At 67.1% G+C, this 26,481-nt stretch carries 28 protein-coding genes and 1 pseudogene; 14 read left to right on the top strand and 15 right to left on the bottom strand.

The genetic code is table 11. From position 1 onward, the window contains the following. The 3 genes and pseudogenes from ACRDU5_RS04885 to ACRDU5_RS04875 form a co-directional block, all read left to right on the top strand. Window positions 1–270, top strand: a pseudogene (locus ACRDU5_RS04885) (hypothetical protein); the annotation flags it as partial. A 61-nt stretch (window positions 271–331) separates the two neighbouring features. After that, the gene (locus ACRDU5_RS04880; RefSeq protein WP_526613237.1) at window positions 332–823 is read left to right on the top strand and encodes an ImmA/IrrE family metallo-endopeptidase; all 492 of its coding nucleotides are present in this window, start codon (window positions 332–334) and stop codon (window positions 821–823) included. After that, window positions 820–1,989, top strand: coding sequence for a hypothetical protein (locus tag ACRDU5_RS04875; RefSeq protein ID WP_526613236.1), 1,170 nt, complete (start codon window positions 820–822; stop codon window positions 1,987–1,989). The genes ACRDU5_RS04880 and ACRDU5_RS04875 overlap by 4 nt, the downstream gene beginning before the upstream one ends. Before the next feature lie 48 nt (window positions 1,990–2,037). Here the strand turns inward: ACRDU5_RS04875 and ACRDU5_RS04870 are convergent, their stop codons facing one another. From ACRDU5_RS04870 to ACRDU5_RS04855, 4 genes are all read right to left on the bottom strand, one after another. Continuing rightward, window positions 2,038–2,436 carry a transcriptional regulator gene (locus tag ACRDU5_RS04870; RefSeq protein WP_526613234.1) on the bottom strand — a complete coding sequence of 133 codons (399 nt, stop codon included), beginning with the start codon at window positions 2,434–2,436 and terminating at the stop codon, window positions 2,038–2,040. A 406-nt stretch (window positions 2,437–2,842) separates the two neighbouring features. Further along, window positions 2,843–3,526, bottom strand: coding sequence for a TMEM165/GDT1 family protein (locus ACRDU5_RS04865; protein ID WP_526613253.1), 684 nt, complete (start codon window positions 3,524–3,526; stop codon window positions 2,843–2,845). A 257-nt stretch (window positions 3,527–3,783) separates the two neighbouring features. Next, entirely contained in the window at window positions 3,784–4,317 is a 534-nt protein-coding gene (locus tag ACRDU5_RS04860; RefSeq protein ID WP_526613232.1) for a peptidase, read from the bottom strand. Between the two features lie 63 nt (window positions 4,318–4,380). Beyond that, the gene (locus ACRDU5_RS04855; RefSeq protein WP_526613252.1) at window positions 4,381–4,665 is read right to left on the bottom strand and encodes a S24/S26 family peptidase; all 285 of its coding nucleotides are present in this window, start codon (window positions 4,663–4,665) and stop codon (window positions 4,381–4,383) included. 85 nt (window positions 4,666–4,750) lie between these two features. On the opposite strand from ACRDU5_RS04855, the gene sodN reads away from it, so the two are divergent. After that, window positions 4,751–5,173: a superoxide dismutase, Ni gene (gene sodN / locus ACRDU5_RS04850; protein WP_526613230.1), complete on the top strand. Its 423-nt coding sequence runs from the start codon at window positions 4,751–4,753 to the stop codon at window positions 5,171–5,173. A gap of 11 nt (window positions 5,174–5,184) precedes the next feature. On the opposite strand, the gene ACRDU5_RS04845 is transcribed toward sodN, so the two are convergent. Next, window positions 5,185–5,343 carry a hypothetical protein gene (locus ACRDU5_RS04845; protein ID WP_526613229.1) on the bottom strand — a complete coding sequence of 53 codons (159 nt, stop codon included), beginning with the start codon at window positions 5,341–5,343 and terminating at the stop codon, window positions 5,185–5,187. 322 nt (window positions 5,344–5,665) lie between these two features. On the opposite strand from ACRDU5_RS04845, the gene ACRDU5_RS04840 reads away from it, so the two are divergent. Both ACRDU5_RS04840 and ACRDU5_RS04835 read left to right on the top strand, forming a co-directional pair. Continuing rightward, window positions 5,666–6,709 carry a DUF4328 domain-containing protein gene (locus tag ACRDU5_RS04840; protein WP_526613227.1) on the top strand — a complete coding sequence of 348 codons (1,044 nt, stop codon included), beginning with the start codon at window positions 5,666–5,668 and terminating at the stop codon, window positions 6,707–6,709. 4 nt (window positions 6,710–6,713) lie between these two features. Then, on the top strand, window positions 6,714–7,568 hold the full coding sequence (locus tag ACRDU5_RS04835) for a glycerophosphodiester phosphodiesterase (RefSeq protein ID WP_526613226.1): 855 nt from the start codon (window positions 6,714–6,716) through the stop codon (window positions 7,566–7,568). A 458-nt stretch (window positions 7,569–8,026) separates the two neighbouring features. On the opposite strand, the gene ACRDU5_RS04830 is transcribed toward ACRDU5_RS04835, so the two are convergent. The 3 genes from ACRDU5_RS04830 to ACRDU5_RS04820 are packed head-to-tail and all read right to left on the bottom strand — an operon-like array spanning window position 8,027 to window position 10,796. After that, window positions 8,027–9,190 carry an LCP family protein gene (locus ACRDU5_RS04830; RefSeq protein WP_526613224.1) on the bottom strand — a complete coding sequence of 388 codons (1,164 nt, stop codon included), beginning with the start codon at window positions 9,188–9,190 and terminating at the stop codon, window positions 8,027–8,029. 31 nt (window positions 9,191–9,221) lie between these two features. Continuing rightward, window positions 9,222–9,986: a CPBP family intramembrane glutamic endopeptidase gene (locus ACRDU5_RS04825; RefSeq protein WP_526613223.1), complete on the bottom strand. Its 765-nt coding sequence runs from the start codon at window positions 9,984–9,986 to the stop codon at window positions 9,222–9,224. Window positions 9,987–10,010: 24 nt separating this feature from the next. Continuing rightward, a complete protein-coding gene (locus ACRDU5_RS04820) occupies window positions 10,011–10,796 on the bottom strand; it encodes a DUF2470 domain-containing protein (RefSeq protein ID WP_526613222.1) in 786 nt (261 codons plus the stop codon). Window positions 10,797–10,914: 118 nt separating this feature from the next. Here ACRDU5_RS04820 and pheA point away from each other — a divergent pair, with 118 nt between their 5' ends. Further along, window positions 10,915–11,865, top strand: coding sequence for a prephenate dehydratase (pheA, locus tag ACRDU5_RS04815; protein WP_526613221.1), 951 nt, complete (start codon window positions 10,915–10,917; stop codon window positions 11,863–11,865). After that, a complete protein-coding gene (locus ACRDU5_RS04810; protein ID WP_526613220.1) occupies window positions 11,862–12,548 on the top strand; it encodes a histidine phosphatase family protein in 687 nt (228 codons plus the stop codon). The genes pheA and ACRDU5_RS04810 overlap by 4 nt, the downstream gene beginning before the upstream one ends. Before the next feature lie 7 nt (window positions 12,549–12,555). Here ACRDU5_RS04810 and ACRDU5_RS04805 read toward each other — a convergent pair whose 3' ends face one another. From ACRDU5_RS04805 to ACRDU5_RS04795, 3 genes are all read right to left on the bottom strand, one after another. Further along, on the bottom strand, window positions 12,556–12,777 hold the full coding sequence (locus ACRDU5_RS04805; RefSeq protein ID WP_526613218.1) for a hypothetical protein: 222 nt from the start codon (window positions 12,775–12,777) through the stop codon (window positions 12,556–12,558). 118 nt (window positions 12,778–12,895) lie between these two features. Continuing rightward, window positions 12,896–13,246, bottom strand: a complete 351-nt coding sequence (locus ACRDU5_RS04800) for a metallopeptidase family protein (RefSeq protein WP_526613217.1) — start codon at window positions 13,244–13,246, stop codon at window positions 12,896–12,898. A gap of 5 nt (window positions 13,247–13,251) precedes the next feature. Further along, entirely contained in the window at window positions 13,252–14,727 is a 1,476-nt protein-coding gene (locus tag ACRDU5_RS04795) for a septum formation family protein (protein WP_526613215.1), read from the bottom strand. Between the two features lie 112 nt (window positions 14,728–14,839). Between ACRDU5_RS04795 and serS the strand changes: the two genes are divergently transcribed. Continuing rightward, window positions 14,840–16,096 (top strand): serine--tRNA ligase, encoded by a 1,257-nt coding sequence (gene serS, locus ACRDU5_RS04790; protein WP_526613214.1) that lies wholly within the window; start codon window positions 14,840–14,842, stop codon window positions 16,094–16,096. Here serS and ACRDU5_RS04785 read toward each other — a convergent pair. Continuing rightward, window positions 16,093–16,434: a hypothetical protein gene (locus ACRDU5_RS04785; RefSeq protein WP_526613212.1), complete on the bottom strand. Its 342-nt coding sequence runs from the start codon at window positions 16,432–16,434 to the stop codon at window positions 16,093–16,095. The two genes, serS and ACRDU5_RS04785, sit on opposite strands and share 4 nt — an antisense overlap. Next, a complete protein-coding gene (locus tag ACRDU5_RS04780; RefSeq protein WP_526613210.1) occupies window positions 16,431–18,008 on the bottom strand; it encodes a Rieske 2Fe-2S domain-containing protein in 1,578 nt (525 codons plus the stop codon). The genes ACRDU5_RS04785 and ACRDU5_RS04780 overlap by 4 nt, the downstream gene beginning before the upstream one ends. Window positions 18,009–18,191: 183 nt before the next feature. Between ACRDU5_RS04780 and ACRDU5_RS04775 the strand changes: the two genes are divergently transcribed. From ACRDU5_RS04775 to ACRDU5_RS04765, 3 genes are read left to right on the top strand one after another with little or no spacing between them, the layout of a single operon-like run. Further along, the gene (locus ACRDU5_RS04775; RefSeq protein WP_526613209.1) at window positions 18,192–18,965 is read left to right on the top strand and encodes a lysophospholipid acyltransferase family protein; all 774 of its coding nucleotides are present in this window, start codon (window positions 18,192–18,194) and stop codon (window positions 18,963–18,965) included. 7 nt (window positions 18,966–18,972) lie between these two features. Continuing rightward, window positions 18,973–19,734 carry a lysophospholipid acyltransferase family protein gene (locus ACRDU5_RS04770; protein ID WP_526613208.1) on the top strand — a complete coding sequence of 254 codons (762 nt, stop codon included), beginning with the start codon at window positions 18,973–18,975 and terminating at the stop codon, window positions 19,732–19,734. Then, window positions 19,731–20,546 (top strand): Cof-type HAD-IIB family hydrolase, encoded by an 816-nt coding sequence (locus ACRDU5_RS04765; protein WP_526613206.1) that lies wholly within the window; start codon window positions 19,731–19,733, stop codon window positions 20,544–20,546. The genes ACRDU5_RS04770 and ACRDU5_RS04765 overlap by 4 nt, the downstream gene beginning before the upstream one ends. Before the next feature lie 7 nt (window positions 20,547–20,553). Here the strand turns inward: ACRDU5_RS04765 and ACRDU5_RS04760 are convergent, their stop codons facing one another. Further along, window positions 20,554–22,134 carry an N-acetylmuramoyl-L-alanine amidase gene (locus ACRDU5_RS04760; RefSeq protein ID WP_526613250.1) on the bottom strand — a complete coding sequence of 527 codons (1,581 nt, stop codon included), beginning with the start codon at window positions 22,132–22,134 and terminating at the stop codon, window positions 20,554–20,556. A 121-nt stretch (window positions 22,135–22,255) separates the two neighbouring features. Beyond that, the gene (locus ACRDU5_RS04755) at window positions 22,256–23,173 is read right to left on the bottom strand and encodes a hypothetical protein (RefSeq protein ID WP_526613205.1); all 918 of its coding nucleotides are present in this window, start codon (window positions 23,171–23,173) and stop codon (window positions 22,256–22,258) included. A gap of 176 nt (window positions 23,174–23,349) precedes the next feature. Between ACRDU5_RS04755 and glf the strand changes: the two genes are divergently transcribed. Next, a complete protein-coding gene (glf, locus tag ACRDU5_RS04750; protein WP_526613203.1) occupies window positions 23,350–24,546 on the top strand; it encodes a UDP-galactopyranose mutase in 1,197 nt (398 codons plus the stop codon). A gap of 1 nt (window position 24,547) precedes the next feature. Next, window positions 24,548–26,464 (top strand): glycosyltransferase family 2 protein, encoded by a 1,917-nt coding sequence (locus ACRDU5_RS04745; RefSeq protein ID WP_526613248.1) that lies wholly within the window; start codon window positions 24,548–24,550, stop codon window positions 26,462–26,464. Window positions 26,465–26,481 lie beyond the last annotated feature (17 nt).

Here is a 26,481-nt window from a genome sequence, read left to right as displayed (position 1 = left end):
GGTCCGGGCTTGCCGGGGTCCCCCCGCGGCGCAGAGCCGCCGGCGGGGCGTGAACGGCTGCCGGCCAACATCGGCGGTAACGCCGCTGCGTCGTACCGGATCGGATACACCCAATACCTGCGGACCGCAGGACTGCCGCAGGTCGCGGCCTTGGCAGTTCCGGGCGTTGGGGGCATCCTGGTACTCACCGGTGCCGGGGGATTGCTGGGGTACCGCCAAGCCAAGGCGGGCCACGCGGTGCGCTCGGGCACCGCGCGGTTCATGACCTAGGCCAAACCGTCCCCATTGACCAAGGGGACAGCACATAGTGGACTCGTCCAGAGGGGGTCATATGCCAGCCAGTCGCCGCGTTACCCGCGCCGTGAGTGCGGTGCTGGATCTCGCTCCACGACGGGGTGAAATCTCGTTGCCCTGTCTTGTCGACGCCGTCAGCAAGGATCGCTCGCGGCCGATCGAACTCAAGATGTCGGACCTGCCGCCCGGGGTATGCGGGCAATGGCGCCAATACACCGACCGTGACGTCTTCATGATTCAGAAGGGCCTGCCGGCCTGGGACCGCACCCTGGCCCACGAACTCGGGCATCTGGTCCTCGGCCACGAGGGCATCCCGGTGGTCCAGGCGGCCCGCGAGAAAACCGAGATCGCCAGCTCCGACTTGATCGGATACATGCTCAACCAGCGGACGGGCTGTATGGGTCCGAGCGGTGAAGAGGCCGAGCAGGAAGCGGAGGATTTCGCGGCCCTGCTCATCTATCGGCTGGGCAGGCTGCCATCCGACCGCTCCTCGATCGTCCAGGTCCGGCTGGGGGAGGCGTTTGGTTGATCATCTGGGTGATCGCCGGACTGCTCGGTCTAGCCACCGGCCTGCGCATCGGTTGGGCCCTCGTCAACAAGCAATCGCTGGTGAGCACCGCGATGATTCTGGCGCTCGGCAGTCTCGGGTTGGTGGCTGCGCTCAACTGGCAGCCGTTGACGCTTCTGCTGGACACCCTGCTGCGCTGGCCCAACATCTCGATGAGTCTCAGCCAGGTGGCGTTGATCGGCTGCGCCGCCGGCAGCTGCGTGATGATCACGACGGTTTCATCGGCGCGTAAACCCGCCACCCTTCGCCGGATCGCGATCGCGCAGTATTGCCTTGCCGTTGTCATCGCGGTCGTGAGCATGGTGACGTTCCTGGCCGCCGGCCAGCAGCCGGAGATGTCACCCGCGGAGTATCTGAGACGCAACCTCGGTTCCAATGGGACGTCGTTGCCGTGGCTGCTGCCACTGCTGTACGTGCTGCTGGCGCTGACGCTGGTGTCCTGGGCCGGGATGCGTCACTCGAACCGCAGCCGCCGCGGCAGAGCGTTGTTCGTGTTCAGCGTCGGCATCGTGCTGATCGTGCTGGCCAGCGCATTCTTCTTGCTACGCGCGGTGGGCACCACCCACCTCGTCGGTGTCGGTGCGGCCGCCACCCTGCTCGGGTGCGCCATGCTCGTGGTGGCCGCCGGATCGCTGCTACCCAGTGTCGAAGACTGGTTCGGCGCGCGCCGCGAATTGCGCACCATCGAGCCGCTGCTCGACGAGCTCGGACGCCGCCATCCCGACGTGGGTATCGGCGTGCGGCCACGTGGACCGCTGGTGTTCCGGGTCGCCGAGCGGATGTCGCTGATCTCGGATGCGCTGTTTCTGGAGGCGACCGCCGCAGACGCCGCCCGGCGCCGCAGAGTTGATGCCACCGCTACCTTGCCCGGTCGCGAACAAGAGCGGCAGCTGGGTGACTTTTCCGATGTCGAGCCGCCGCCGGTCACGCCCGAGGAACAGGCGCACGCGATTGCGGAGTGGATCTACGCCGGGCGCGGTCAACCCGACCAGCACACCGAACCCGAATCGTTCCCAGGCCTGGGATGGCTGCGTCAGCCCACGTCATACTCGGATCGGGAATGGATCCTGGCCATCGCCCAGCAATACCGCAAACTGGACCGCACGGGTGCCCCGGCAGTGACGTAGCGACGTCTAGGCGGACTTCGCCGGGGCCGCGTTGCGGCGCCCAGCGGGCTAACCGTCGAGATGCTCCCTGCGGCGCAACTCGTCAACCTTTTGGACGATATCCTGCTGCGCTTCTGCGGACAGGCCGACGGTGCGCGCCGCAATACGCCGCACACCCTCGTCGCGCATATTGGCGAGCCACGACAATTCCTTGTCGAGCTTCTCGTAGTACTCGTCGTCGGTGAAGTAAGCCGGCTTGATACGGAAGAAGTTGGCAAGGGCCGCCATGGTCGCCGCAGAGGGGTTCGTGCGGTTGCCTGAGCGGAGCTGTGACAGGTAGGGAGCCGACATGGTGACGCCCTCTGCCTTGAGCGCGGCAATCACCTCGGCCGACGTATGCGGACCACGCCCGGGCGGGTAAACCGTGTCAAACAGCCGGTTTAGGCGGGCGGCGAACGTCTTGCTCATCGATTTGACCTCCACTTGCGGACTGAGCGGACTAACTTGGCGGCATATTTGCTGATTATCGTAGCGAGACTTCCGCCAACAGCCAAGTGCAAACTACGGATAAGTTAACTTAGCTTTTATCTAAAGGCGCTCGATACCTCGGGTAGCAGCGTGTTTGCCCGATATCGGCTACCCGTGTTCATGGTGCTGGAAAGCAAATTTTGACGCTGGCGTAGCCATGCCGCGCCTCATTTAGCGACAGGTCATGGTTACCCGCTCGCCAGGACCGCCCCGGGCAACGGACCGCACGGGCCACGGATCGAATCTTTGCGTTTGCTAAATCCGCGCCCGCGCGGGACCGGAACAGCCGGGATCGCGGCCCTGCGACCACCTGACAGCCGTTAGCGCGGGGACTGACGAGCGCAGCTCAATCCCGCACCCGGGCATTGCCGAGGGGTGGCGAGCCAACGAATCGGGTTGCGACGGTGGCCGCGGCAACCGTGGCCACCGTTCCGGTCGCGGCGATGGCAGCCCACCTGTAGCCCAACGCGCCATCGAACAGCAGCCACAGGCCGAACAACAGGAACAGCACCCCGGCGAGGTTGTGCAAGAACCGCTCGGGCAGCCGCTTGTGCAGCACCGCGCCGGCGGCGATCGCGACACCGTCGGCCAGCACCATGCCCGCGGTGGCCCCGAGCCACACGCCCGCCCAGTGGTAGTCGCTGGCCAGCGCGACCGTTGCCAGCATGGTCTTGTCGCCGAGCTCGGCCAGCACGAACGAGGAGATGACAGCGAGCAGCACGTGACGGGGCTCGGCGACCGGCCTAACCCCGTGCTCGTCGACGTGCCGACCATCGCGCCAGGTCCACAGCGCAAACAGCAGGAATGCGATGGCTGCGGCGAACGCAATGGGACGGTCGGGCAGCGTCAGCCCGAGGAAGTGACCGATCGTCACCGAAATGCCGTGTACCAGGAACGAGGCGATGCCCACCCCCGACAGCACCACCCACCAGCGATGACGCAGGGCGTACGTCATCGTCATCAATTGGGATTTGTCGCCGAGTTCGGCGACGAATACGACTCCGAGGCTGATAAGTGTGGCGGCGAGCACGTGAAACCTTTCGACACGTCGCCGGCGGCCGAAATGCTCACGGTCCGTCGGACATTCGGTCGAAGGTCTCACCCACCGCAATCCTGCGGTTCGCCGGCCGGGCTATTCGCCAGTATGTCGACGCGACGATTTGGGGCTACTCCCCTTCGCTGATGAACCAACAATAACGTCGGATTGGAACTTGCGCCACCTCGCGGCAGAAGTTCGGACACCCTTATCCAGCGTTTCGCGTACTGAACTAAAAGCTTCGAAAACCCTTATGCGGCAAGCAGCATCGCCAAGATCGCGGTATCGGGGTGGCTGATGGGATCGACGCCGACGCGGCTGACCATCGACGTGACGGTGCCGTCGGATTCCGCTTCCACCCATGCGGCGCGGTGTTCCAGGCCGAGGTGGGGAAGGCCGGGCAGCAGCACACAGCCGGACGCCGCGCCCGAACACTCCGGTAATGACGGGGTCGTCTCCGACGGCGGATGCAGCATGAGCAGGGCGGGCGGTTGGTGGTCAGCGAAATACCCTGGCGGCACGGCACTTTCACCAACGACGGTGCCTTCGGCCATTACCAGACCGACAGTGCCGGGCTCAGGCGATTCCGGCAGCTCTTCCCGTGCGCCGAAAATCGTTGTGGTGGAAAGCAATCCGGGCAGCGAGGCGACCCGGACGGCGACCATCAGCACTTGAGCCCATTCTTTGGTGGAATCGGGCCAGCGGCCCGACACCACGAATCCCTTGAGTGACCCCCGCGAATGAAATGGGGCGATCTCGATCGCCCGACCGGACCCCGTATCCATCTCGCCTCCTAGATCCGCTCAGCATGCGTTAGCCGACGCCTGGCACGCAAGAGGACACGACTGCTAACGGTCAAGTTTCGTGTTTGCCCGGACGGTCCACACCACGCGGTAGGAGCCGGCCGCGGGCACCCAGCCGAACTGCCGTGAGTCAACAACGCCGGATGCGTGCGGATTGTCGGAGCGGGCCTCGAATGCCACGCCGCGTCCGGCGCCGCGCACGTCGCCGACGCGCTTGACGAGCCACCGCGACGGCTGCGTCGGGTCACGGAACACCCGCAGCTGGCCGGGCCGAGGATCGCCGCCGCGTATCGCCAGCAGCCCGTCGCCGGGGCCGAGCGCCGGGCTCATCGAGTCTTCTACGACGGCGAACCGACGCAGCGGCCAGCATCGCAACGGATGGTTACGGCCCACCCTCAAAGGGTAAGTTAGGACCATGCTGCATCGACTCTTCGCAAACGCTACCCCTGCCCACGCCCACTGCGACCTGTACTGCGGCGTCTACGACCCCGCACAGGCCAAGATCGAGGCACTGTCGTGTCTGAAGAGCCTCGAGAAGTTCCACGACTCAAAAGATGACCATTTCCGCACTCGCGCCATCGTCATCAAGGAGGAGCGCGCCGAATTGGTCAAGCACCACCTGATGGTGCTGTGGGCGGACTTCTTCACCAAGGACCACTTCGAGCAGTTCCCCAACCTGCACCAGCTGTTCTGGGACGGCATTCACGGGGCGGGTGAGGTCAAGAAGTCGCTCGACACCGCCGAGGCCGAGAAGCTGCTCAAGACGATCGACGAGATCGCCGACATCTTCTGGCAGACCGAGAAGGCCAAAAACTCGGGGGTCTACCCACCCGCCTGAGAACGGGCGGTTCAGAACAAAACGATGACGGCCAGAATGGCCAACAGCACAAGCGCGATCACGCCGGCGCGCAGGAACGCCATGAGTTGGCCACGGGCGTATACGTGTGCCGACGAGTGCCACTCAGGCGACGGCACAGCGGATCCCGGTCCGACCGGATGTGACGCCATCAAATGCTCCTGACCTGCACAATCAATTCCCGCCCCGGTGAGATCTGTCACAAGCTGCTCGTTGTGACGCCGATCATAGCCTCTCCGGTGGCGGGAGCAACAATCGTTAGCGCGGCAACCGATTTCGCTCGGGGGCGTCCGAGCCTGTTGATCACCGCCGTCGGCGGTGCCTCGTTATCCACAGGATTGCCGGGACCCACCCAGATGTCGAAGCTCAAACCGGGTTTGCCCCGATTGGGCCTGTGGATGAACCTGTGGAAACTGTGGATAGGCCCACATTGCTGACAGGCACCGTCTGGACAACCGTCGCTAGGCTGGTCCGATGATCCAGGTGTGTTCCCAGTGCGGAACGCGGTGGAACGTGCGCGATCGGCGACGGGTCTGGTGTCCCCGGTGTAACGGCACTCTGCTGGCGCCGTCGGGCCCGCCGCCGCATCCGGAGTGGAGCGCGCGCGCGACCTCGCCGGCGATCCGCCCGAACGGGGCCCCGCCGCGACTGCCACCGGGATACCGGTGGATCGCCGTTCGGCCCGGTGCCGCGCCGCCGCGCCGACGCAAGCGGGTGCTGGGCCCCACTCCGCGCTATCCGGTGATTCCCCGCTGGGGCTTGGCGGAGCGATTCGACACCGCCGACTTCGATCAGCTGCCGATGCCGCGTACCGGGCCATCGCTCGCGGCATTGCGCGCCACGCTGGTAGCCACGATGCTGGTGCTCGGCGTGGCCGCGCTGGTGCACCTGGTGCGCCACCTGTTGCTCATTGTGAACCGCACCACGCTGCTGAACCCGGTGGTGGCGTGGTTGGCCACCTGGCTGGGCGTCCTGGTCAGCGTGGCGGCGATCTTCATGGTGTTCGCCAGCGCGGTGGTGCTGACGAACTGGTTGATCGCCCGCCGCGCCGCCGCCTTCAAACACGTTGGGCGCGAAGAACATCGTCCGCTGGGGGCATTGCGCGCAGGCTGTTTGATGCCGCTCGTCAATCTGGTCTGGGCACCTGTGTTCGTGCTCGAATTGGCCGCCGTCGAAGATCGCTTGGCCCGGCTGCGCCATCCGATCATCGTGTGGTGGATCGTCTTTCTGCTCAGCACCGCAATATCGCTGTTCTCGATCGCGACCAGCTTCACCACCGACGCCCAGGGCATCGCTGACAACACCGTCACCACCACGGTGGCCTACCTGTTCGCATTGGCGGCGCTGCTGTTGGCAGCTCGGGTGCTCATGGGCTTCGAGCGCAATCCGGTCGAACGGCCGGCCAACCGCTGGGTGATGGTTCCCGCCGGGGAGCCCACAGAACCGGCACCGGAGGGCGACGCCGAGCGCGAATCCGGCGTTCCGGTTGAGTCCAAAGGGCAGAACCCGGCAGCATAGCCCTATGAATTCGGGCGACGCCGGAGCCGCCTGGTCGGCGCCATCCGGCCCGGCGCTCGGCGGTCACCCGTTCGTGGTGGCACATCGGGGAGCGTCGGCGGACCGCCCGGAGCACACGCTGGGCGCCTATGAGCTGGCGCTTCAGGAGGGCGCCGACGGCGTGGAATGCGATGTCCGGCTCACCCGAGACGGGCACCTGGTGTGTGTGCACGACCGCCGGGTGGATCGCACATCCAACGGAACCGGTCTGGTCAGCGAGATGCCGCTGGCGCAGTTGAAGGAACTGGACTTCGGTTCCTGGCACGCCAGCTGGCGCCCCGACGGCTCGCACGGCGACACCGGGCTGCTGACCCTGGACGATTTGGTCTCGCGGGTGCTGGACTGGCATCGGCCGGTGAAGATCTTCATCGAGACCAAGCATCCCGTGCGCTTCGGCGCATTGGTGGAAAGCAAGGTGCTCGCGCTGCTGCATCGGTACGGGATCGCGTCTCCGGCGTCGGCCGACCTGGCTCGCGCGGTGGTGATGTCTTTCTCGGCGGCCGCGGTCTGGCGAATCCGAAGGGCAGCGCCGATGCTGCCGACCGTCCTGCTCGGTGACACCTCCCGCTACCTCGGCGGCGGCGCGGCCACCACGGTCGGCGCGACCGCCGTCGGCCCCTCGATCGCGACGCTGCGCGAGCATCCCGAGCTGGTCGACCGCGCCGCCGCGCAGGGCCGCGCCCTGTACTGCTGGACGGTCGACCATTACGAGGATGTCCGGTACTGCCGCGATCTGGGTGTGGCATGGGTCGCGACGAACCACCCCGGCCGCACCAAGGGCTGGCTGCAGAACGGGCTGACCGGCGCCGAGCGCGACTAGCGCGGCCGCACGCGGCCTGCCGGCTAAACGCGGTGTCCGGCAGTGAGGTCAGCTAGCACGCCTTCTGCACTGCGTGTCGCTGCGCGACAGAGCCGAGTGGTGAACGCGTTGTTCAGCGGGTGGCGGGATCGCTTGCCCCAGCGGGCTACCGTGTCGAGCGCCACTTTGTGGCCACAGGATTCGACGTCCTGGGACTCCAGCGCCAGCCGACTCGCCGCGTCGGTGCCCATCCCTCCCATTAGCCGGCATGCCGCCGCGATCTCATCAGCGGTCAATGACGTTGGGTAGCTCCGACATTGACTGAGTAGTCGGAGTTCCTCGAACGCATGAGTGTCGCGAGCAAGGGGTCGATGTCAGCGAGAATGCGTTGGCTTGACTTACGACGCCGGGGCAGCGCTGCAATCGATCGTGGCCGAGGAAGAGACACAGGGGCCGTTCTAGGCCTGCTATAGCGCTGGCTACGGCTGTGCGGCGTCCAGTACTTCCTGCGGTACCGGTGTGTCGGACGACAGCGCGGCGAACAACTGGTCGGCGGTGTCGCTGTCCCAGACCACCGAGCCGCCGCCGGTGAAATCGCCGATCGGCACCGAGGTAGTCGTGACGTCGCCGCGAAGTGCCCACGCCAGCCGGGCCAGATCCCAAACGTGGTCGCCATCGTCGACCGTGAGCGCGTCGGTGACCCCCTGGGCCATCGAATACCAGCGGAACGGATTGAGCGCGACGGTCGGGCTGGCGGCCCGGCGCATCAGGGCCGACATGAACTGACGCTGGTTGATCATGCGGTCGAGATCGGCCCGCGGCGTGGCGCGCGAACGGACATAGCCGAGCGCGTTGCGGCCGTCCAGCTTCTGGCAGCCGGCCGGCAAGTCGACGCCGGCGAGCGGATCGGCGATCGGCTCGGTGGGGCAGACCGTCACCCCGCCAACGGCGTCGACGAGCACCGCGAACCCGTCGAACTCGATCTCGGCGTAGTGGTCGAGTCGCAGACCCGTTGCCTGCTCGACGGTCTGCGCCAGCAGCGGGGCGCCGCCGAGCGCGAACGCGGTGTTGATCTTGTCGCTGCCGTACTCGGGGATTTCCACGTAGGAGTCGCGGGGAATGGAAACCATCGTGGTCGGTGTGCTCGACCCGAAGGCGGGGACGTGCACCAGCATGATGGTGTCGGTGTGCCCGGTGCCGATGTCGCCACCGGTGGTCAGCTCGGCCTGTTGCTCGGGGGTGAGCCCCTGCCGGCTGTCCGACCCCACCAGCAGCCAGGTGGTGCCCTTGCCCGCGGCGGGTCGCTCCGGGTAGTCGGCCAGCGCCGCAATGCGATGCAGCTTCGTGTCGATCCAGAAGCCGGTGCCGATTACCCCGGCGACGCCCAGCACGAACAGTAGGAACAACGCCAGCGCGACGCGACGCCAGCGCCCTTTGCGGCGCGTCTTGCCTACCGCGGCCGGCGGGCGCGGCGGGGCCGGTCGTCGACCGGGCGGTGGTGGGGCCGGTGGGGGCGGCGGTCGCCTCGGTGGTGTCGGCGGATTGACCGGCCACGCTGGGGGCGGCCGATAGCGGGGGTCGCGGCGGATCACCTGTGACGGCTCGCGCGGTGGAACCGGTCGACGCCGCAGCGGGTCATTCACGGCTCAGAATCTACGCGGAGGATCTGCACGATCAGTTGAGCCAACCGAGCTGGCCGGCCAGCAATGCGTAGCCGACGAACGCCACCGAGTCGATCAGGCCGTGCGCGATGACCAGCGGCCACAGTCGCCCGGTGCGCCGCCACACGTACCCGAACACCAGGCCCATGGCCAAGTTGCCCAGCCCGGCGCCCCAGCCCTGGTAGAGGTGATAGGCCCCGCGCAGCAGGCTGGTGCCCACCAATGCCACGACCGGGTTGACCCGCAGCTGTTGCAGCCGGGTGAGCAGGAAAGCGACGACGATCACCTCCTCCGCCCATCCGTTGGCGAACGCCACCGCGATCAGCACCGGAATGCGCCACCAGGTGTCGTCCAACGCCGACGGCACCACCGACACGTTCATGCCCAACGCCCGCGCGGCGAGATAGAGGCCCAGACCGGGCAGACCAACCAGCGCGGCAAGCCCGATGCCGCCAAGCACATCCGAGCGCACGCGGATCCGCCCCAATCCGATTCGCGCCATCGCAAAGCCGCTGCGCCACAACAGATATACCCCGAGCGCGCCCCAGGCGACCAACTGCGCAACCCGGGCCAGATGCAGCCCGAGGTTGATCAGGTCGAACGGGGAGAGGCGCGGGTTGAGCGCCACGGTTTGGGCGGCCAGATTGAGCAGGATCGCCTCGATGAGCGCCAGCAGCGCGGTGTACGCGCTGAGCCCGAAAGTGACCGCCAGCACGATGACGATCTCGATGCGCAGCGCGCGCCGCTCGGATTCGGTGAGCTCATCGGGCTCGGTCACCGGAGCTACGCTAGCGGGCCTTCGTCAGGGTCGCCGAGCCCGCAGCCCGTTGAGGAACGGGCAACCCATCAGTATCCGAATCGCCTGGCTGAGCCCGGTGACGTCGTCGACGGGCTTGGCGAAGGCCAACCGCACATCGTGGTCACCGTCGTCGTTCTCCACCCGCAGCCGCACGCCGTATCGGTCCAGCCCGAGTGGGCGGACCCGCCCGCGCCGCAACGCCATGGGCAGCCGCGCGGCCAGGCGGTCGACCACCTCACGATGGGCCGCGTCGATGTGCTGCAGCCAGCATGACTCCATCGCGCAGAACGGGTCCGGGCTGGCTTGCAGCAACGTGGGGACTCCGACCGCCTCGGCGCCGGTGGCGTCGGCGACGACGACCGATTCGACCTCGAGCCGCATCAGTGTCAACCGGGTATCGCCCTCGACATCGGCGGCGGTATTGATTTGCAGGAGTGCCGGATTCGGATCCTTGGCGGCGATCAGATCGAGCAGGCCGGGCACCTCGGCTGCCGGGACGTGGTGTACGCGGCCCCGGATCCACACCAATGACCGCACCGGCTCCCGCAGCGGAAGCGGGGCATAGTCGGTCATCTCCAAGACGGCCTGCACGCCCGCGGTTCCGGCGGCGGCGACCATGTCGGCGACCAGGCCGTCGACGGGAACGGTGATCGCGAACGAGCCGTCGTCGAGCAGGTGGTGCACGGCGGTAGCGGTCGGCTCGATGCCCTCGACGGCGAGCATGGCGCCGCCCGCCCGCACGCAGGTGCTACGGATCCGCTCGGCCGTTGTCGGCGCCGCTGCCGGCATCACATCGCCTTCCGTCGACGAAATAAGGTAAGCCTAACTTAACTACTCCGGGCCCGGCTGGCAAGACGCACCTCGCGACGTCAAAGGGCCGGGCCGGCTCAACCGATAGGGTTGAAATGTGCCCCGCATCGCCTACCTCGGACCCGAAGGGACCTTTACCGAGGCGGCGCTGATCCGGATGGCGACCAACGGCATGGTGCCCGGTGACGGGCCATCGCATCAGGTCACACCGGTTCCCGCCGAGAGCACCACCGCCGCGCTGGCGGCGGTCCGGGCCGGAGAGGCCGACTACGCGTGCGTGCCGATCGAGAACTCGATCGAAGGCTCGGTGCTGCCCACGCTGGACAGCCTCGCGACCGGGACGGAGCTTCAGATCTTCGCCGAACTCACCCTCGATGTGGCGTTCACGATCGTGGTGCGGCCCGGGGAGACGGCGGCCGATGTGCGCACGGTGGCCGCGTTCCCGGTGGCCGGCGCACAGGTGCGGCACTGGCTGGCCGCGAACCTGCCGAAGGCTCAACTGGTTCCGGCCAATTCCAACGCGGCGGCTGCGCAGGACGTCGCCAACGGCGATGCCGACGCCGGGGTGAGCACCGCCCTGGCCGCCGAACGCTACGGCCTGACCGCGCTGGCCAATGACGTCGTCGATGAGCCCAATGCCCGGACCCGCTTCGTGCTGGCCGGCCCGCCGGGGCCGCCGCCGCCCAGCACCGGCGCCGATCGGACGTCTGTGGTGCTGCGGCTCGACAACGTCCCGGGCGCGCTGGTATCGGCACTGACCGAATTCGCGATCCGCGACATCGACCTGACTCGCATCGAATCCCGGCCCACCCGAACAGAGTTGGGTACCTACATCTTCTTCCTGGACTGTGTTGGGCATATCGAAGACGACGCCGTCGCCGAGGCACTCAAGGCGCTGCATCGTCGTTGTGCAGATGTGCGATATCTGGGTTCGTGGCCGACGGGATCGCCAGCCGGTGCCCTGCCGCCACCGTTGGACGAGCCGTCGCGGTGGTTGATGCGGTTGCGAACGGGAAAGCCGCCGGCCGATACGGGGTCCGGCCGGTGAGTGGACGGCTGGTACTGATCCGGCACGGACAGTCCTACGGCAACGTCGAGCGCCGGCTGGACACCCGCCCGCCGGGGGCGGAGCTCACCGATCTCGGCCGTGACCAGGCCCGGACATTCGCCCGAAGCTGGTCGCACAGCATCGCGATGATTGCGCATTCGGTTGCACGGCGGGCGGGTCAGACGGCCGCCGAGATCGGCGACGAACTCGGTCTGCGGCCCCAGGAGTTCGAGGGCATCCACGAGGTCCAGGTGGGCGAACTCGAGGACCGCAGCGACGACGCGGCCGTCGAGGAGTTCAACACCATCTACCAGCGTTGGCACCAGGGCGATCCGGACCTGCCGCTGCCCGGTGGTGAGACCGCCGCTACGGTGCTGGACCGCTACCTTCCGGTGGTCAAGCAGCTGAGGATGCGATACCTCGACAACGACGCGTGGCGCGGTGACATCGTGGTGGTCAGCCACGGGGCGGCAATCCGGCTGGCGGCGGCCACGCTGGCGGGCGTGGACGGCAGCTTTGCGCTCGATCACCATCTGGGCAACGCCGAATCCGTTGTGCTGACGCCGATCACGGACGGGCGATGGAGCTGCGTGCAGTGGGGCTCGCGGACGCCGCCGTTCTATCCGGAGCCCGACGTCCACCCGGTCGAGGACGCGTTGCAGTCGGCCGATCCGCTGGGCTGACCGCGGTTTACATCGCCAGCGCCACGGCTGCCCCGCAGCTGCAGCCGACCGCCTCGCAGTCGATGCCGTATGCGTGCACCACGTCGGGGGTGGTGCAGTCGCCCTCGGTGCACTCCGACCGACGCAGCGCGTGGTGGATGAGCGTGCCGTGGCAGTGCGCAAGACCGGCTCGACACTCCCGGCACTCGCTGCTGTCTGTTCTTCGCGCAAGCGGCTCATCACCACTCATGGCGCTCTTTTTAGCACCACCCGCCGACAATCCGGGGTTGCCGCGCTGATTGCCTCGGCTTCTGCTCGCTCCGGTCCTCGCTCCGCTGCGATCCTCACTCGCACGCGCCTTCGGGTGCTTACGCCCAGCCGAGTTCATGCAGGCGATCGTCGTCGATTCCGAAGTGGTGGGCTATCTCGTGGATGACCGTGACCGCGACCTCGTCGACGACTTGCTCCTCGGTATCGCAGACGTCGAGCAGGGCGTCGCGGTAGATCGTGATGGTGTCCGGTAGCGACCCGGCGTACCAGGAATCCCGTTCGGTCAGTGCGACGCCCTGATACAGGCCCAACAGTTCGGGTTCCTCTGGGTTGCGCGCCTCGACCAGCACAACGACGTTGTCGATTGCCGCGGCCAGTTCGGGTGGGATCAGATCAAGTGCGTCCGACACCAGCTCGTCAAACCGTTGCGGGCTCATCCGCACGGTCACGACGGCTACGGCACCGGCGGCGGGACGGGTTCGGCCGGCGGGGGTGCGGGCGCCGGCGGTGGTGGTGGCGGCGGCGCGAGCCCCGGTGGTGGTGGCGGCGGTGGCGGTGCCAGCTCCGGTGGTGGTGGCGGTGGTGGCGGTGCCAGCTCCGGTGGTGGTGGCGGCGGTGGCGGTGCCTCGGGTCCCGGCGGTGGTGGTGGCGGTGGTGCCTGTCCCGGCGGTGGTGGTGGCGGAGGCGGTCCGCCCACGAACGTATTGCCCTGCTCGGCGGGTGTGGCCGGCTGACCGTGCGTCGCTGTCCCGTCCGACTGCTGTGGCCCATGTTGGCTCTGGGTCGACTCGGTTTCGTCGGACTGGCCGGTCTGACCGGTCGACGACGAGGTGTCCACGGCGTCGGGCAGCGGGATCGGCGGGACGTTCAGCCGCTCCTCCGGGATGTCCGGCGGTGGTATCGGCGGCTGGCCGTTGATCATCAGTCCGGCCTTGGCGCTGTTGAGCAACGTCGACCAGCCGCCGTTGCCCAGCGTGGCGCCGATGCTGCACGACACCTGGTGGCTGCCGGCCGACCAGCCGGGCAGCGAGATCGTGCTGTAGATCAAGGTGAGCGTGGTGCTGCGCAGCTGGATCGGCGCCAGATACGCGTCGGTCATCCGGGTGCACGCGTCCTTGATGAACGCGTCCTGTTCGGGTTCGGGTGGCAGCCCAGCGGGGAACTTCTCGGCCAGGTTGACCGCGCCGGTCACCTCCATGGCGTGCGGGCCCGCGCAATCGACCGGGATGTCGGTGGGCTGGTTGGTGACCTGATCGATGCCCAAACAGGTACCGGTCGGCCAGACTTTCGACTGATCGACCTCGGCGACCTTGCCCTGGAACGCCAGCTGCTGATTGTTGGGGCCGGGCAATTGCAGGCCGCACAACATCCGGCGCTCACCCGACTGCCGCCACGCTTTGTCGCCGGACCACATCATGCTGACGGTGAACCGGCTGTTGGGGTCGAAACGCGGGCCCAGGTAACGGCGCACCGCCACCTGGCATTGCTCCTGGCTGATCTGCTGGATGCGGGCGGGCGACGGCGGTGCGGCGTTGGGCCCGTACTCGCTGCCCGGGAAGGTGCGCATGTCCACGGACTCGGCCACCTCGAAGCGGTGATCGTCGCGGCAGTCGACGATGGTCGCCGCGTCGGGGGTGCGCTCCGGCCAGTTCAGGCAGTCGCCGGCCTTGGCCTTGTTGAACGTCTGGGTGCCCCGCGCGCCCAGGGGTATCGCGCTGGCCTCCAAACCGGCCCGCCCGCCCGCGCCCTCGCTGCGCGGCAGCGCGGTCAGCAGCCCGGCGATGAGCAGCCCACCGAGCGCGGTCAACAACAGCGCGCGCCGCGTGGGCGTGGCGTGCAGACTTCGCCACCACGTCAGGTGACGCCAGGGCTGTTCTGCCCCGTCGGCGAGCGCTTCGTTCCGCTCGGGTGCCTCCAACATCTGCTCCATTGTGACAGGCGTGGCAGGTGCTGTGACAAATGATGCAGTTGTAAAGTTATGGGGTTGTGCTGCGGCGCGCCCCGGCATGTCCGGCGCCGGCGGCCAAACGTAGGGTTGCGCCGTGATCGACCTCAAGCTGCTGCGCGAACATCCGGACGTGGTGCGGGCGTCGCAGACCGCCCGTGGCGAAGATCCCGGACTGGTGGATGCGCTGCTGGATGCCGACGCGGCGCGGCGTGCCGCGGTCTCGACCGCGGACAACCTGCGTGCCGAACAAAAGGCGGTAAGCAAGAAGGTGGGCGCGGCGTCGCCGGAAGATCGCCCGGCGCTGCTGGACAGCGCCAAGGAGCTCGCCGAAAGGGTCAAGGCTGCCGAGGCCGAGCAGGCCGATGCCGAAAAGGCTTGCACCGCAGCGCAGATGGCCATTTCCAACGTCATCATCGACGGTGTCCCGACCGGTGGCGAGGATGAATTCGTCGTGCTGGATAGCGTCGGCGAGCCGTCGGCCATCGACAACCCGAAGGACCATGTCGAACTGGGCGAGTCGCTTGGCCTGATCGACCTGGAGCGCGGCGCGAAGGTTTCGGGCTCACGGTTCTACTTCCTCACCGGCTACGGTGCGCTGCTGCAACTCGGCCTCATGCAGCTCGCGGTGCAGTTGGCAACGGAGAACGGCTTCACCCTGGTCATCCCACCCGTTCTGGTACGACCCGAGGTGATGTCCGGCACCGGGTTCCTGGGCGCGCACAGCGAGGAGGTGTACCGGGTCGAAGGTGACGACCTCTATCTCGTCGGAACCTCCGAGGTGCCGCTCGCCGGCTACCACGCCGACGAGATCCTGAATCTGACTTCAGGACCGCTGCGCTACGCCGGTTGGTCGTCCTGCTTCCGCCGCGAGGCCGGCAGTCACGGCAAGGACACCCGCGGCATCATCCGGGTGCACCAGTTCGACAAGCTCGAGGGCTTCGTGTACTGCCGGCCGGAGGAGGCCGAGGCCGAGCACGAGCGCCTGCTGGGTTGGCAGCGGCAGATGCTTGCGGACATCGAGGTGTCTTACCGCGTAATCGATATCGCTGCAGGCGATTTGGGGACATCCGCGGCGCGGAAGTACGACTGCGAGGCCTGGATTCCGACCCAGCAGACCTACCGGGAGTTGACCTCCACGTCGAACTGCACGACGTATCAGGCCCGCCGGCTCGCGATTCGTTACCGCGACGAGAACGGCAAGCCGCAGATCGCGGCCACGCTCAACGGGACATTGGCCACCACCCGATGGTTGGTCGCGATCCTGGAGAACCACCAGCAGCCCGACGGCAGCGTGCGGGTGCCTGCTGCGCTGGTGCCGTTCGTCGGCACCGAAGTGCTGGAGCCCCGCTAACGGGAGTCCAGGAGCTCGTCGAGCTTCGCGAGAAACTCCTTTGGGCGCTGCGGGGTGAACGCGGGTTTGGGCCGCGCACCCGCCACGTCGAGCGTCACCAGCGTGGACTTGACCGGCCGCCATACGTCCAGTGGCAGCCAGCGGCGCAGATCCGAGCTGCCCCAGAGCCGGAACCGCTGCATGAACATCCCGAGCGGTTCGGCCTTGTAGCCACGGATCGCCCGCAGTGGAATGACCTTCGACGTGCCCGACGGAAAGTGATAGCGGCGCAGCGTGATTGCCTGGCGGTCCAGCTGGATCAGCCCGTCGTCGTAGTACTGGCGAGGTGCGCCGCTCATGCCGGCTCGCTCGGTGATTTCTGCTCCTTGCGTGCGCAGCGAAGTTCGTGGCCTTTGGACGTCAGGCAGCGGCCGGTCGCCAGATTCCATTGCCAGCCGTGCAGGTTGCAGGTCAATGTGCTGCCCTCCACCACACCGAACTTCGACAGGTCTGCCTTGAGATGGGGGCAACGGCGTTGCATCCGGAAGCCATCCAGGTCGATCGACGCGGTGTCGTCGTGTGCTTCGGCGAACCAGCCGTCGGCGTATGCGATGCGTTCGTCGGTCAAGCACTTGAAGAAGGTGTACAGGTACTCGTTGTAGCCACCCACCCGCCAGGCCTTGAACCGGGTGGACAGGAAGATGGTGTTGACCCAGTCCGGCTCGCCATCCCGCAACACCGTGCGCACCAGCTCCGGGGCGATGGCAAAGCCGTAGCGGAACTTCTCATCGGGGATGGCTTCGCGCACTGCGCGTTTCGGGAAGTCGAGCACTACGGTCTCCGGACCGAGACGCAATTCCACCGGGTACCCGATGCCGTCGCAGATTTCGTCGCTCTGGCTCATGATCGGCTCGAGTGCCGCGCGCAGCGGCTCCAGCAGCGGTTCACCTTCGGCTTCTGCCCAGCATGCTGTCTCCGCCGCCAGCACCGGCGCCATTCGGCCGGCATAGTCGGCGATGTAGTCGGCCTTGCCGGTGGTGAAGATCGACCGTACCTCCTCCTCGGGCAGGGGATGAGTCAGCGAATTCAACTGTGTACCAGTGAAATCAGCGGTCGAGCCGGGAATCATCAGCAGCCCGCCGTCATGCCCGTGGGCGCGCATCTGGTCGAGGAACACCACCTGGTCGGGGAAGATGTTGGCCGGGTCGCCGTGGTCGTCGTTGAGGTCGCGCAGCTCCGGATCAAGGAAGCACGGCGGGCCGGCGGACGGGATCACCCAGGTGGCGCCGACCTGGGTGATGTACTGGCGGCACCGGTCCATCTGACGCTGGCGCTTCTGGGTGCCGAACGCCTCCTTGGCGCGCGCCGGCATGTCGTAGACCATCGGATACCAGATCGCCCCGGAGTACTGCAGCATGTGCACGTCCACCTGGCCGAAATCCGCGTGCACCACATCCAGGTCGACGGGCCGGGCGTCGTTCATGTTGAACGCCACCGTTTCTCCGTCATCGACGACCAGGCCGGAGTCGCCGATCGGGCCGTCGGCCGGGGCGCGCAATGCGATGATCATCACCTCCAGGTCGCCCTTGGGGCCGCTGACGGTGTGCTTGACCGAGTCGGTCGTCTGGAAAAAGCGGTGGAAGCCAAGCTTTTCCAGCTCGCGCTGCAGATCGGGCACCGGGTAATCGGGCAGCAGTACGACCGCGTCCTTGTTGACGTGCGCGCGCAGATTCTTCGGATCGAAGTGGTCCTTGTGCAGATGCGAGACATAGAGGTAGTCGCAGTCGCCGAGGGCGTCCCAGTCCAGCTCGCTGTTGTCGGGGAATGGGAACCACGAAGCGAAGTAGGCCGGGTTCACCCAGGGGTCGCACAGAATGCTCCCGGCCTGCGTGTCGATCCGGAAACCGGCGTGCCCGACGCTCGTGACCTGCACCAATACCCTTTCCCTGCGAAACTCCGTCCGGCCAAGCTTAATGGGAGGAGATGTCGCCGGCGTTCCAGACGGCGCCGACCGGCCTGCCCGCCGCGATGTCGGCGACGACCTCGGGCACCGGCAGTGACTCGGATGGGATGCTCACCTGTCGCCCTTTCTGTGCGGAGCACTACGCTTGCGGCTGTGGAACCGGTATACGGGACTGTCATCCAGCTCGCCCGCCTGATATGGCGGTTGCAGGGGCTGACGTTCACCGTCACCGGTGTGGAGAACCTGCCCGTCACCGGCGGCGCGGTGGTGGCCATCAACCACACCAGCTACTTCGACTTCACCTTCGCCGGGCTGCCCGCCTACAAACAGCACCGCGGCCGCAAGGTCCGCTTCATGGCGAAGAAAGAGGTCTTCGACCACAAGATCGCCGGCCCGCTCATGCGCAGCCTGCGCCATATCGAGGTGGACCGGGACGACGGCGGGGCGTCCTACGACCAGGCCTGCAGGACGCTCAAGGAAGGCGAACTGGTCGGCGTCTACCCGGAGGCGACCATCAGCCGCAGCTTCGAGATCAAGCAGTGCAAGTCGGGCGCCGCCCGCATGGCGATAGCCAGCGACGTGCCGATCGTGCCGCACATCGTCTGGGGCGCACAGCGGATCTGGACCAAGGGCCACCCGAAGAACATGTGGCGCCCGAAGGTGCCGATCTCGGTGGCCGTCGGCGAACCGATCGCTCCCACGCTGCCCGCGACCGAGCTGACGGCGCTGCTGCATTCGCGCATGCAGCATCTGCTGGAACGGGTACAGGACGGCTATGGTCCCCAACCCCCCGGCGAGTTCTGGGTGCCGCACCGGCTCGGTGGCGGAGCGCCGTCGCTGGCCGAGGCGAACCGGATGGACGCCGAGGAGGCCGCCGAGAAGGCCGCCCGTCGTGCCCAGCGGGGCCCGGCCGGAGCGCCGGGGTAGGTGCCCGATGGAGCCGGTTTTCCGGATGCTGGAGATCGCCGTCCCGGCGGCCGTGGCGGTCTCCGGGAGCCGCATCACCTATCACGGTTTGGAGAACATCCCGGAGCGTGGCGGCGCGGTTGTCGCGATCAACCACACCAGCTACATCGACTGGTTGCCCGCCGCGGTGGCCGCCTACAAGCGGCACCGGCGGCTGCGGTTCATGATCAAGGCCGAAATGGCGGAGGTGAAGGGCGTTCGGTTCCTGATCAAGCACAGCGGAACCATTGCGGTCGACCGACGGGCCGGAGCCGGCGCTTTCGCGGTGGCGGTGGAGCGGCTGCGGGCCGGCGAGCTCGTCGCCGTCTACCCGGAAGCCACCATCAGCCGCAGCTTCGAGCTGAAGGAGTTCAAGACCGGCGCGGCCCGAATGGCGCACGAAGCGCAGGTTCCGATCATTCCGATGATCGTCTGGGGTGCGCACCGGCGCTGGACCAAGGATCATCCGAGGAAGCTTGGCTACGCCAAGATTCCGATCACCGTCGCGGTCGGTCCGCCGGTGTATGCGGCCGAAACCATGGAGCAGACGGATGCCGCAATGCGTGAGTCGATGACGGCGCTGCTGCACGGGGTTCAGCAGGCTTACCAGCACCCGGAGGGGGCGTACTGGGTGCCGCGCCGGATGGGCGGGTCCGCGCCGACGATGGCCGAGGCCAAGCTGCTCGACGAGGCCGAGCTGGCTGAGCGCGCCCGCAAGCGGGCCGAAAAAGAGGCGAGAAGCCGCCGGTGACACTGCCCGCACTGATCGCCAGTGACGTGGATGGCACTCTGCTCAACAACGACGAGACGATCAGCTCCCGTACCCGCAACGCCGTTCTATCCGCGGTGGATGCCGGCGCCCGATTCGTGCTGGCCACCGGGCGCCCGCCGAGGTGGGTGCACCCGGTCATCGACGCGCTGGGCCTGCAGCCGATTGCGGTGTGCGCCAATGGCGCGGTGATCTACGACCCGGCTACCGACCGCATCGTTTCGGTTCGCACGCTGTCGGCCGACGCGCTGGGTGAGCTTGCGGAGATCGCCACCCGCGTCATTCCGGGGGCCGGTCTGGCGGTAGAGCGGGTGGGCCGCAGCGCGCACGACGCGGCGACACCACAGTTCATCAGCTCGCCGGGATACGAGCACGCCTGGCTCAATCCCGACAACACCGAGGTATCCGTCGAGGATCTGCTGAGCGCCCCGGCGGTCAAGCTACTCATCCGCAAGGCCGGTGCCCGCAGCTCCGAGATGGCGGCCGCATTGACCAAACACGTTGGCCTGCAAGGCGATATCACCTACTCCACCAACAACGGTCTCATCGAGGTGGTGCCGTTGGGCATCAGCAAGGCCACCGGCGTGGAGGAGGTCGCGCGTCCGCACGGCATCACCGCCGAGGACGTGGTGGCATTCGGTGACATGCCCAACGACGTGCCGCTGCTGCAGTGGGCCGGGCTCGGCGTGGCGATGGGCAACGCGCACCCCGAGGCGGTCGCGGCGGCCAACGAAGTGACCGCGCCCAACACCGACGACGGCGTGGCGCGCGTGCTGGAACGCTGGTGGCTCTAAGTGCGGCTCAGCCCGGATCGATCGGCTTGAACCGCTCGAGCTGCATGGGCGGTCCGTCCGCCGGCGGCGGCGGCAGTTCCACCGGAACCCCATCGATGACCCTTGTCACCGTGCCGTTCAAGCGGTCGAAGTTCAGCGTGCCGTGCTGGAAGTTCTGCACGATCCATTGCGGCTCAGGTATCTCGCCGCTGGTCGGCAGGCCAAGGGCGCCGCGCTCATAACCAAGCGAGGCCCACGCGGTGTAGATCGCTCCGGTGACGGCTTCGGCGCCGCTATCCGGCGACCAGTACACCGCGCCCTTGTCGAAGGTGACATAGCGGGCCCCACCCGCGCCGGATGCTTCGGGTGACTTCGGTGCCCCGAGTGGGCCGTTGGGGCCGCCCATTGACTCCCATCGGGCGAAGATCGCGCCACCGCGCAGGGAATCGGCCAGGTCCGGCGGGTCGTTGAAGCGGGCGGCGATGTCGCGGATGTGGTTCATCGCCGCGTAGGCCGCGTTGCCGGGGCAGTCGGTGTTGCCGGCGTCGCGGTGGGTGAAGATCGCGGGCAGCGTCGGGGTCGCGCCACGCGGGAAGTGGCTGGACGATCCACCGGCCGACGTCAATACCGCTGTGCCCCTTGGGTCGACGTGGTCCATGCCCAGCCGCCAGCCCAGCAGCCGCCCCACCGTGCGCAGCTGAATCGGTGTCGGCGGCACGGTGTCGAAGTTGCCGAGCATCGCCACTCCCCAGGTGTTCCTGTTGAACCCGCCGGTGTGGGATCCCGCGACCGGTCTGGTCATGCCGCCGGCTCGGCCCTCGAAGACCTGACCGTACTTGTCCACCAGCGCGTTGTACGCCACGTCGCACCAGCCCAACGTGCGGGTGTGATAGGCGTAGATCGATCGGACGATCGCTGCCGAATCCTGCGGCGAGTAGTCGTTGCTGCCCGCCGTATGGTGCACGACGCCGGCCCGAATCCCGTCGTCGTACACCGGATTTGGGCACCGCATCGACTCGTCGGCACCCCAGTGTGCGCGGCTGATGATGTGGGGTGGCTGGCCGGGCGCGGTTACCGCGTTCGGCAGCGGCAAGTTGTCCATCGGCGTCTGCGGCGGGCTGATCAGTACCGCGTTGACGTTCTGCCCGAACGGCCGATCGGCGGTGGCCGGCAGGTAACCCAATTCGGGCTTGGCGGGGCCGCTGGCCGTCGGCTGGACCGTCACCGCGGCACCGGCCGGCCGGGACACCGCGATCTGCACGGTGGTGGTTCGGCCGACGAACACCGGCTCGGTGCCGCGCGGGCCGGGCGCTCCGTCGCCAACGCCGTCGAGGGCCTCGGCCTCGTACCACGGCCCCCAGGACCCGTCGGCCTTCTTCGCCCGCACCCGGGCCGATGTGCCGCTGAGATCCTCGGCGGTCAGCGCGACGAGTGAAAACGGCGTGTGCTGGTGGATCTCGCGGATGGTCTCACCGCCGCCGAGACCGGTCAGCGGCTGCTGGGTCAGCTGGGTCTGTGCGGCAAGCGGCGGCCGGTCCGCGGCGGACGGCAGACTCTGGACTGCCCACGGCAGGATCACCACGGTGCCCGCGATCGCGGTAAACAGCATCGACGGCGCGGGTCGGCGGGACGGCACGGCCCGATGTTACGTATGGGTCAGTTGTTACAGGTGTTTCGACACGGCGGATTGGCCGACCTATGTGTCCTGTGTGTCCTGCAACGGCACCGACTTATCCGGCGGGGGCCGGCGGCGGCGCCGGAACCGGCGGCGCCGGAGCCGCCGGAGCGGCTGCCGCGGGCAGTTTCGTCGCCGACATGATCGCCGGCATGACCACGCCCTTGAGCAGGTCGATCGCCTGGCCGGCACCCAGCTGCTGCGCCGCGCTACTCAGATCTCCCATGAGACCACCGCCACCGCCGGTGGCCGGCATGGCCGGCAGGGCGCCCAGCGATGGATCGCCGAGGATCGGGTAGGTACCCGCAGCGGGGTCGAGCCCGATCGGCGCCGAGATCGGCACCTCGCCGGGCGCGGGCAGTCCCGCGGCGTTGGAGATCGGGGTGGTCGCCAGTGCCGGGTCGGCACCGGGAATCGGCGGCGTCGTCAATCCGCCCGGAGTCTGTCCGGTCGGACTGGTCAACGCGGGGTTGGTCGCTGCGGCGGGGTCGGTCAGCGCCGGGTTGGTCAGCGCCGGGTTGGCCGCCGCCGGATCAGTCAGCGTCGGGCCGGCCGCCGCCGGATCGGTGAGCGCCGGAGCGGCCGGCGTGGTGAGACCCGGTGAGGTGAGGCCCGGAGTCAGGCCCGGTGAGGTGAGGCCCGGAGTCAGGCCCGGAGTCAGGCCGGGTGAGGTCAACCCCGGTGAGGTCAGGCCCGGTGATGTCAGCGCCGGCGGGATCGATGAGCCAGAGCCGGTCAAAAGGCCGGTCGGCATCGGCGGCAGGTTGACGCCGAATTGCGACAGCCCCTGCGACAGCGCGGACATCAGCTCGTTGGGCAGGTCGGTAATCATGGCGGCCTGCACGAACTCACGATGCTGTGGGGCGGGTTTGGTCAGATCGGTTATGGCGATAACGGCAAATGGACTCGCAACGGCCAGGGCGGCGACTGCGCTCATGGCTGTCGAGAGCTTGCGTCGACGTCGGTTTGGCACGGAAGTCTCCTCAATATCTGGACTACGTATTCTTCTGCGTTCAAGAGCCAACGTGATCGATGGTACTGGTGTGACTGATGGGTCTAGAGTGGCGATACAGAATTGTGAGCTAATCGCGACCTTGGGCCGTTAGTGGATTCGGGTCGGGTGCGCGTGGTCGGATACCCTGGCTGCCGATGACCGCTCGTTTTGACCTCTTCGTCGTCGGTTCCGGATTCTTCGGCCTGACGATTGCCGAGCGCGTGGCGACCCAACTGGACAAGCGCGTGCTCGTCGTCGAGCGACGCCCGCATATCGGCGGCAACGCCTATTCCGAGCCGGAGCCGGAGACCGGCATCGAGGTGCACAAGTACGGTGCCCACCTGTTCCACACCTCCAACCGGCGGGTGTGGGATTACGTCCGGCAGTTCACCGAATTCACCGGCTACCAACACCGGGTGTTCGCGATGCACAACGGGCAGGCCTATCAATTCCCGATGGGCCTGGGACTGGTGTCGCAGTTCTTCGGTAAGTACTTCACCCCTGACGCGGCGCGCCAGCTGATCAGGGAGCAGGCGGCGGAGATCGCGACGGCCGACGCCCAGAACCTTGAAGAGAAGGCCATCTCGTTGATCGGCCGCCCACTCTACGAGGCGTTCGTCAAGGGCTACACGGCCAAGCAGTGGCAGACCGACCCGACGGAGCTGCCCGCCGCCAACATCGCCCGGCTGCCGGTCCGCTACACCTTCGATAACCGCTACTTCAACGACACCTACGAGGGCCTGCCGGTCGACGGGTACACAGCGTGGCTGAAGAACATGGCCGCCGACGACCGCATCGAGGTGCGGTTGGACACCGACTGGTTCGAGGTGCGCGACCGGCTGCGCGCCGAGAGTCCGGACGCCCCGGTGGTATACACCGGTCCGCTGGACCGCTACTTCGACTACGCCGAGGGCCGGCTTGGCTGGCGCACACTGGATTTCGAGGTCGAGGTGGTGCCGACCGGTGACTTCCAGGGCACCGCAGTGATGAACTACAACGACCTCGATGTGCCCTACACCCGTATCCACGAATTTCGGCACTTCCACCCCGAGCGCGATTACCCAGGAGACAAGACGGTGATCATGCGGGAATACTCGCGGTTCGCCGACGACGACGACGAGCCGTACTACCCGATCAACACCGAACCCGATCGCGCCCTGTTGGCCGCCTACCGGGCCAGGGCCAAGACCGAGACAACCAAAGCCAAGGTGTTGTTCGGCGGGCGGCTGGGCACGTACCAGTACCTCGATATGCACATGGCCATTGCCAGCGCGCTGAGCATGTACGAAAATGTCCTTGCGCCGCACCTACGCAACGGTGCTCCGCTAGACGAAGGCGGCACCGGTGAGTGACATCCCGTCCGGCCCGCGGGAGTCCCGGGATTCACGGGCGGTGAGCCTGCTGGGCCGGGTGATCCTGCCGCGGCCCGGCGAGACATTGGATGTCCGCAAGCTCTATATAGAGGAATCCACCACCAACCGCAGCCGTGCGCACGCGACGACCCGTACCACGCTGCAGATCGCCGCCGAGTCAGAGGTGTCGTTCTCGACATACTTCAACGCGTTTCCGGCCAGCTATTGGCGCCGGTGGTCGACGCTGAAGTCGGTCGTGCTGCGCGTCGAGCTCACCGGGACCGGACGCGTCGACGTCTACCGCACCAAGGCGACGGGAGCACGGATCTTCGTCGCGGGTGGGGCATTCGGCAGCGACGGGGACGAGCCGACCGGCTTGGAGTTCGAAGTGGGGCTGGAGCCCTTCGAGGACGGTGGCTGGATCTGGTTCGACATCACCACGGACAGTGCGGTCGTCATGCACGGGGCGGGGTGGTATGCGACCGATCCTGCGCCCGGTGTCGGGAACATCGCGGTGGGAATGCCGACGTTCAACCGGCCTAATGACTGTGTCAACACGCTGCGCGCGCTCACATCGGATCCGTTGGTGGACAAGGTAGTCGGTGCCGTCATCGTGCCGGACCAGGGCAAGGACAAGGTACGCGACCACCCGGACTTCGCCGAGGCCGCTGCGCCACTTGGCAATCGGCTGTCGATCCACGACCAGCCGAACCTTGGCGGCTCCGGCGGGTACAGCCGGGTGATGTACGAGGCGCTGAAGAACACCGACTGCCAGCAGATCCTGTTCATGGACGACGACATCCGCGTCGAGCCCGACGCGCTGTTGCGAACACTGGCGATGAACCGATTCGCCAAGTCCCCCATGCTGGTTGGCGGCCAGATGCTTAATCTGCAGGAGCCGTCGCACCTGCACATCATGGGTGAGATCGTCGGCAGGGGGAACTTCATGTGGACCCATGCCCCGAACACCGAGTACGACCACGACTTTGCCAAGTACCCGTTGAGCGACGACAACAAGCACAGCAACCTGCTGCACCGGCGGATCGACGTGGACTACAACGGCTGGTGGATGTGCATGATCCCGCGGCAGGTGGCCGAGGAACTGGGCCAGCCGCTGCCACTGTTCATCAAGTGGGACGACGCCGACTACGGGCTGCGCGCGGGGGAACACGGCTACCCGACCGTAACCATGCCCGGCGTTGCCATCTGGCACATGGCCTGGAGCGACAAGGACGACGCCATCGACTGGCAGGCCTACTTTCACCTCCGCAACCGGCTGGTTGTGGCGGCGTTGCACTGGGACGGCGACGTCAAGGGACTGGTCCGCAGTACGGTGAAGGCAACCCTGAAACACCTTGCTTGCCTTGAGTATTCGACGGTTGCCATCCAGAACAGGGCCATCGACGATTTCCTTGCCGGCCCGGAGCACATCTTCTCGATCCTGGAGTCCGCGCTGCCGGAGGTACACCGGATGCGCAACAGCTTCCCCGACGCGGTGGTGCTGCCGGCGGCCAGCGAACTGCCGCCACCGTCGGGCGCGGTCGGCGCCATCGGTGAGCCGAAAACGGCGGTCGGCAAGGTGATCCGGCTGGCCCAAGGCGTACTGCACAACATCACCAAGGCCGACACCGCACACCACGAACGGCCACAGCTGAATGTGGCTACGCACGACTCCCGGTGGTTCTTGTTGTGCAATGTCGACGGTGTCACGGTCACCACGGCCGATGGCCGTGGTGTGGTCTACCGACAGCGCGACCGAGCGAAGATGCTTGCGCTGCTGTGGGAATCGCTACGCCGGCAGCGCAAGCTGCTCAAGCGTTTCGACGAGATGCGCAAGGCCTACCGCGAAGCTCTTCCGGTGCTCACCGGCGTGCAGAACTGGGAGGCGGTTCTTTTGGAGTCGCCCGCACATGGATGAGACCTCCCTCCCCTGCC

This window comes from Mycobacterium sp., assembly GCF_050701515.1.
Taxonomy (GTDB): domain Bacteria; phylum Actinomycetota; class Actinomycetes; order Mycobacteriales; family Mycobacteriaceae; genus Mycobacterium.
The sequence above is the reverse complement of the archived record's forward strand: the minus strand, read 5'-3'. Positions and strand labels throughout refer to the sequence as shown.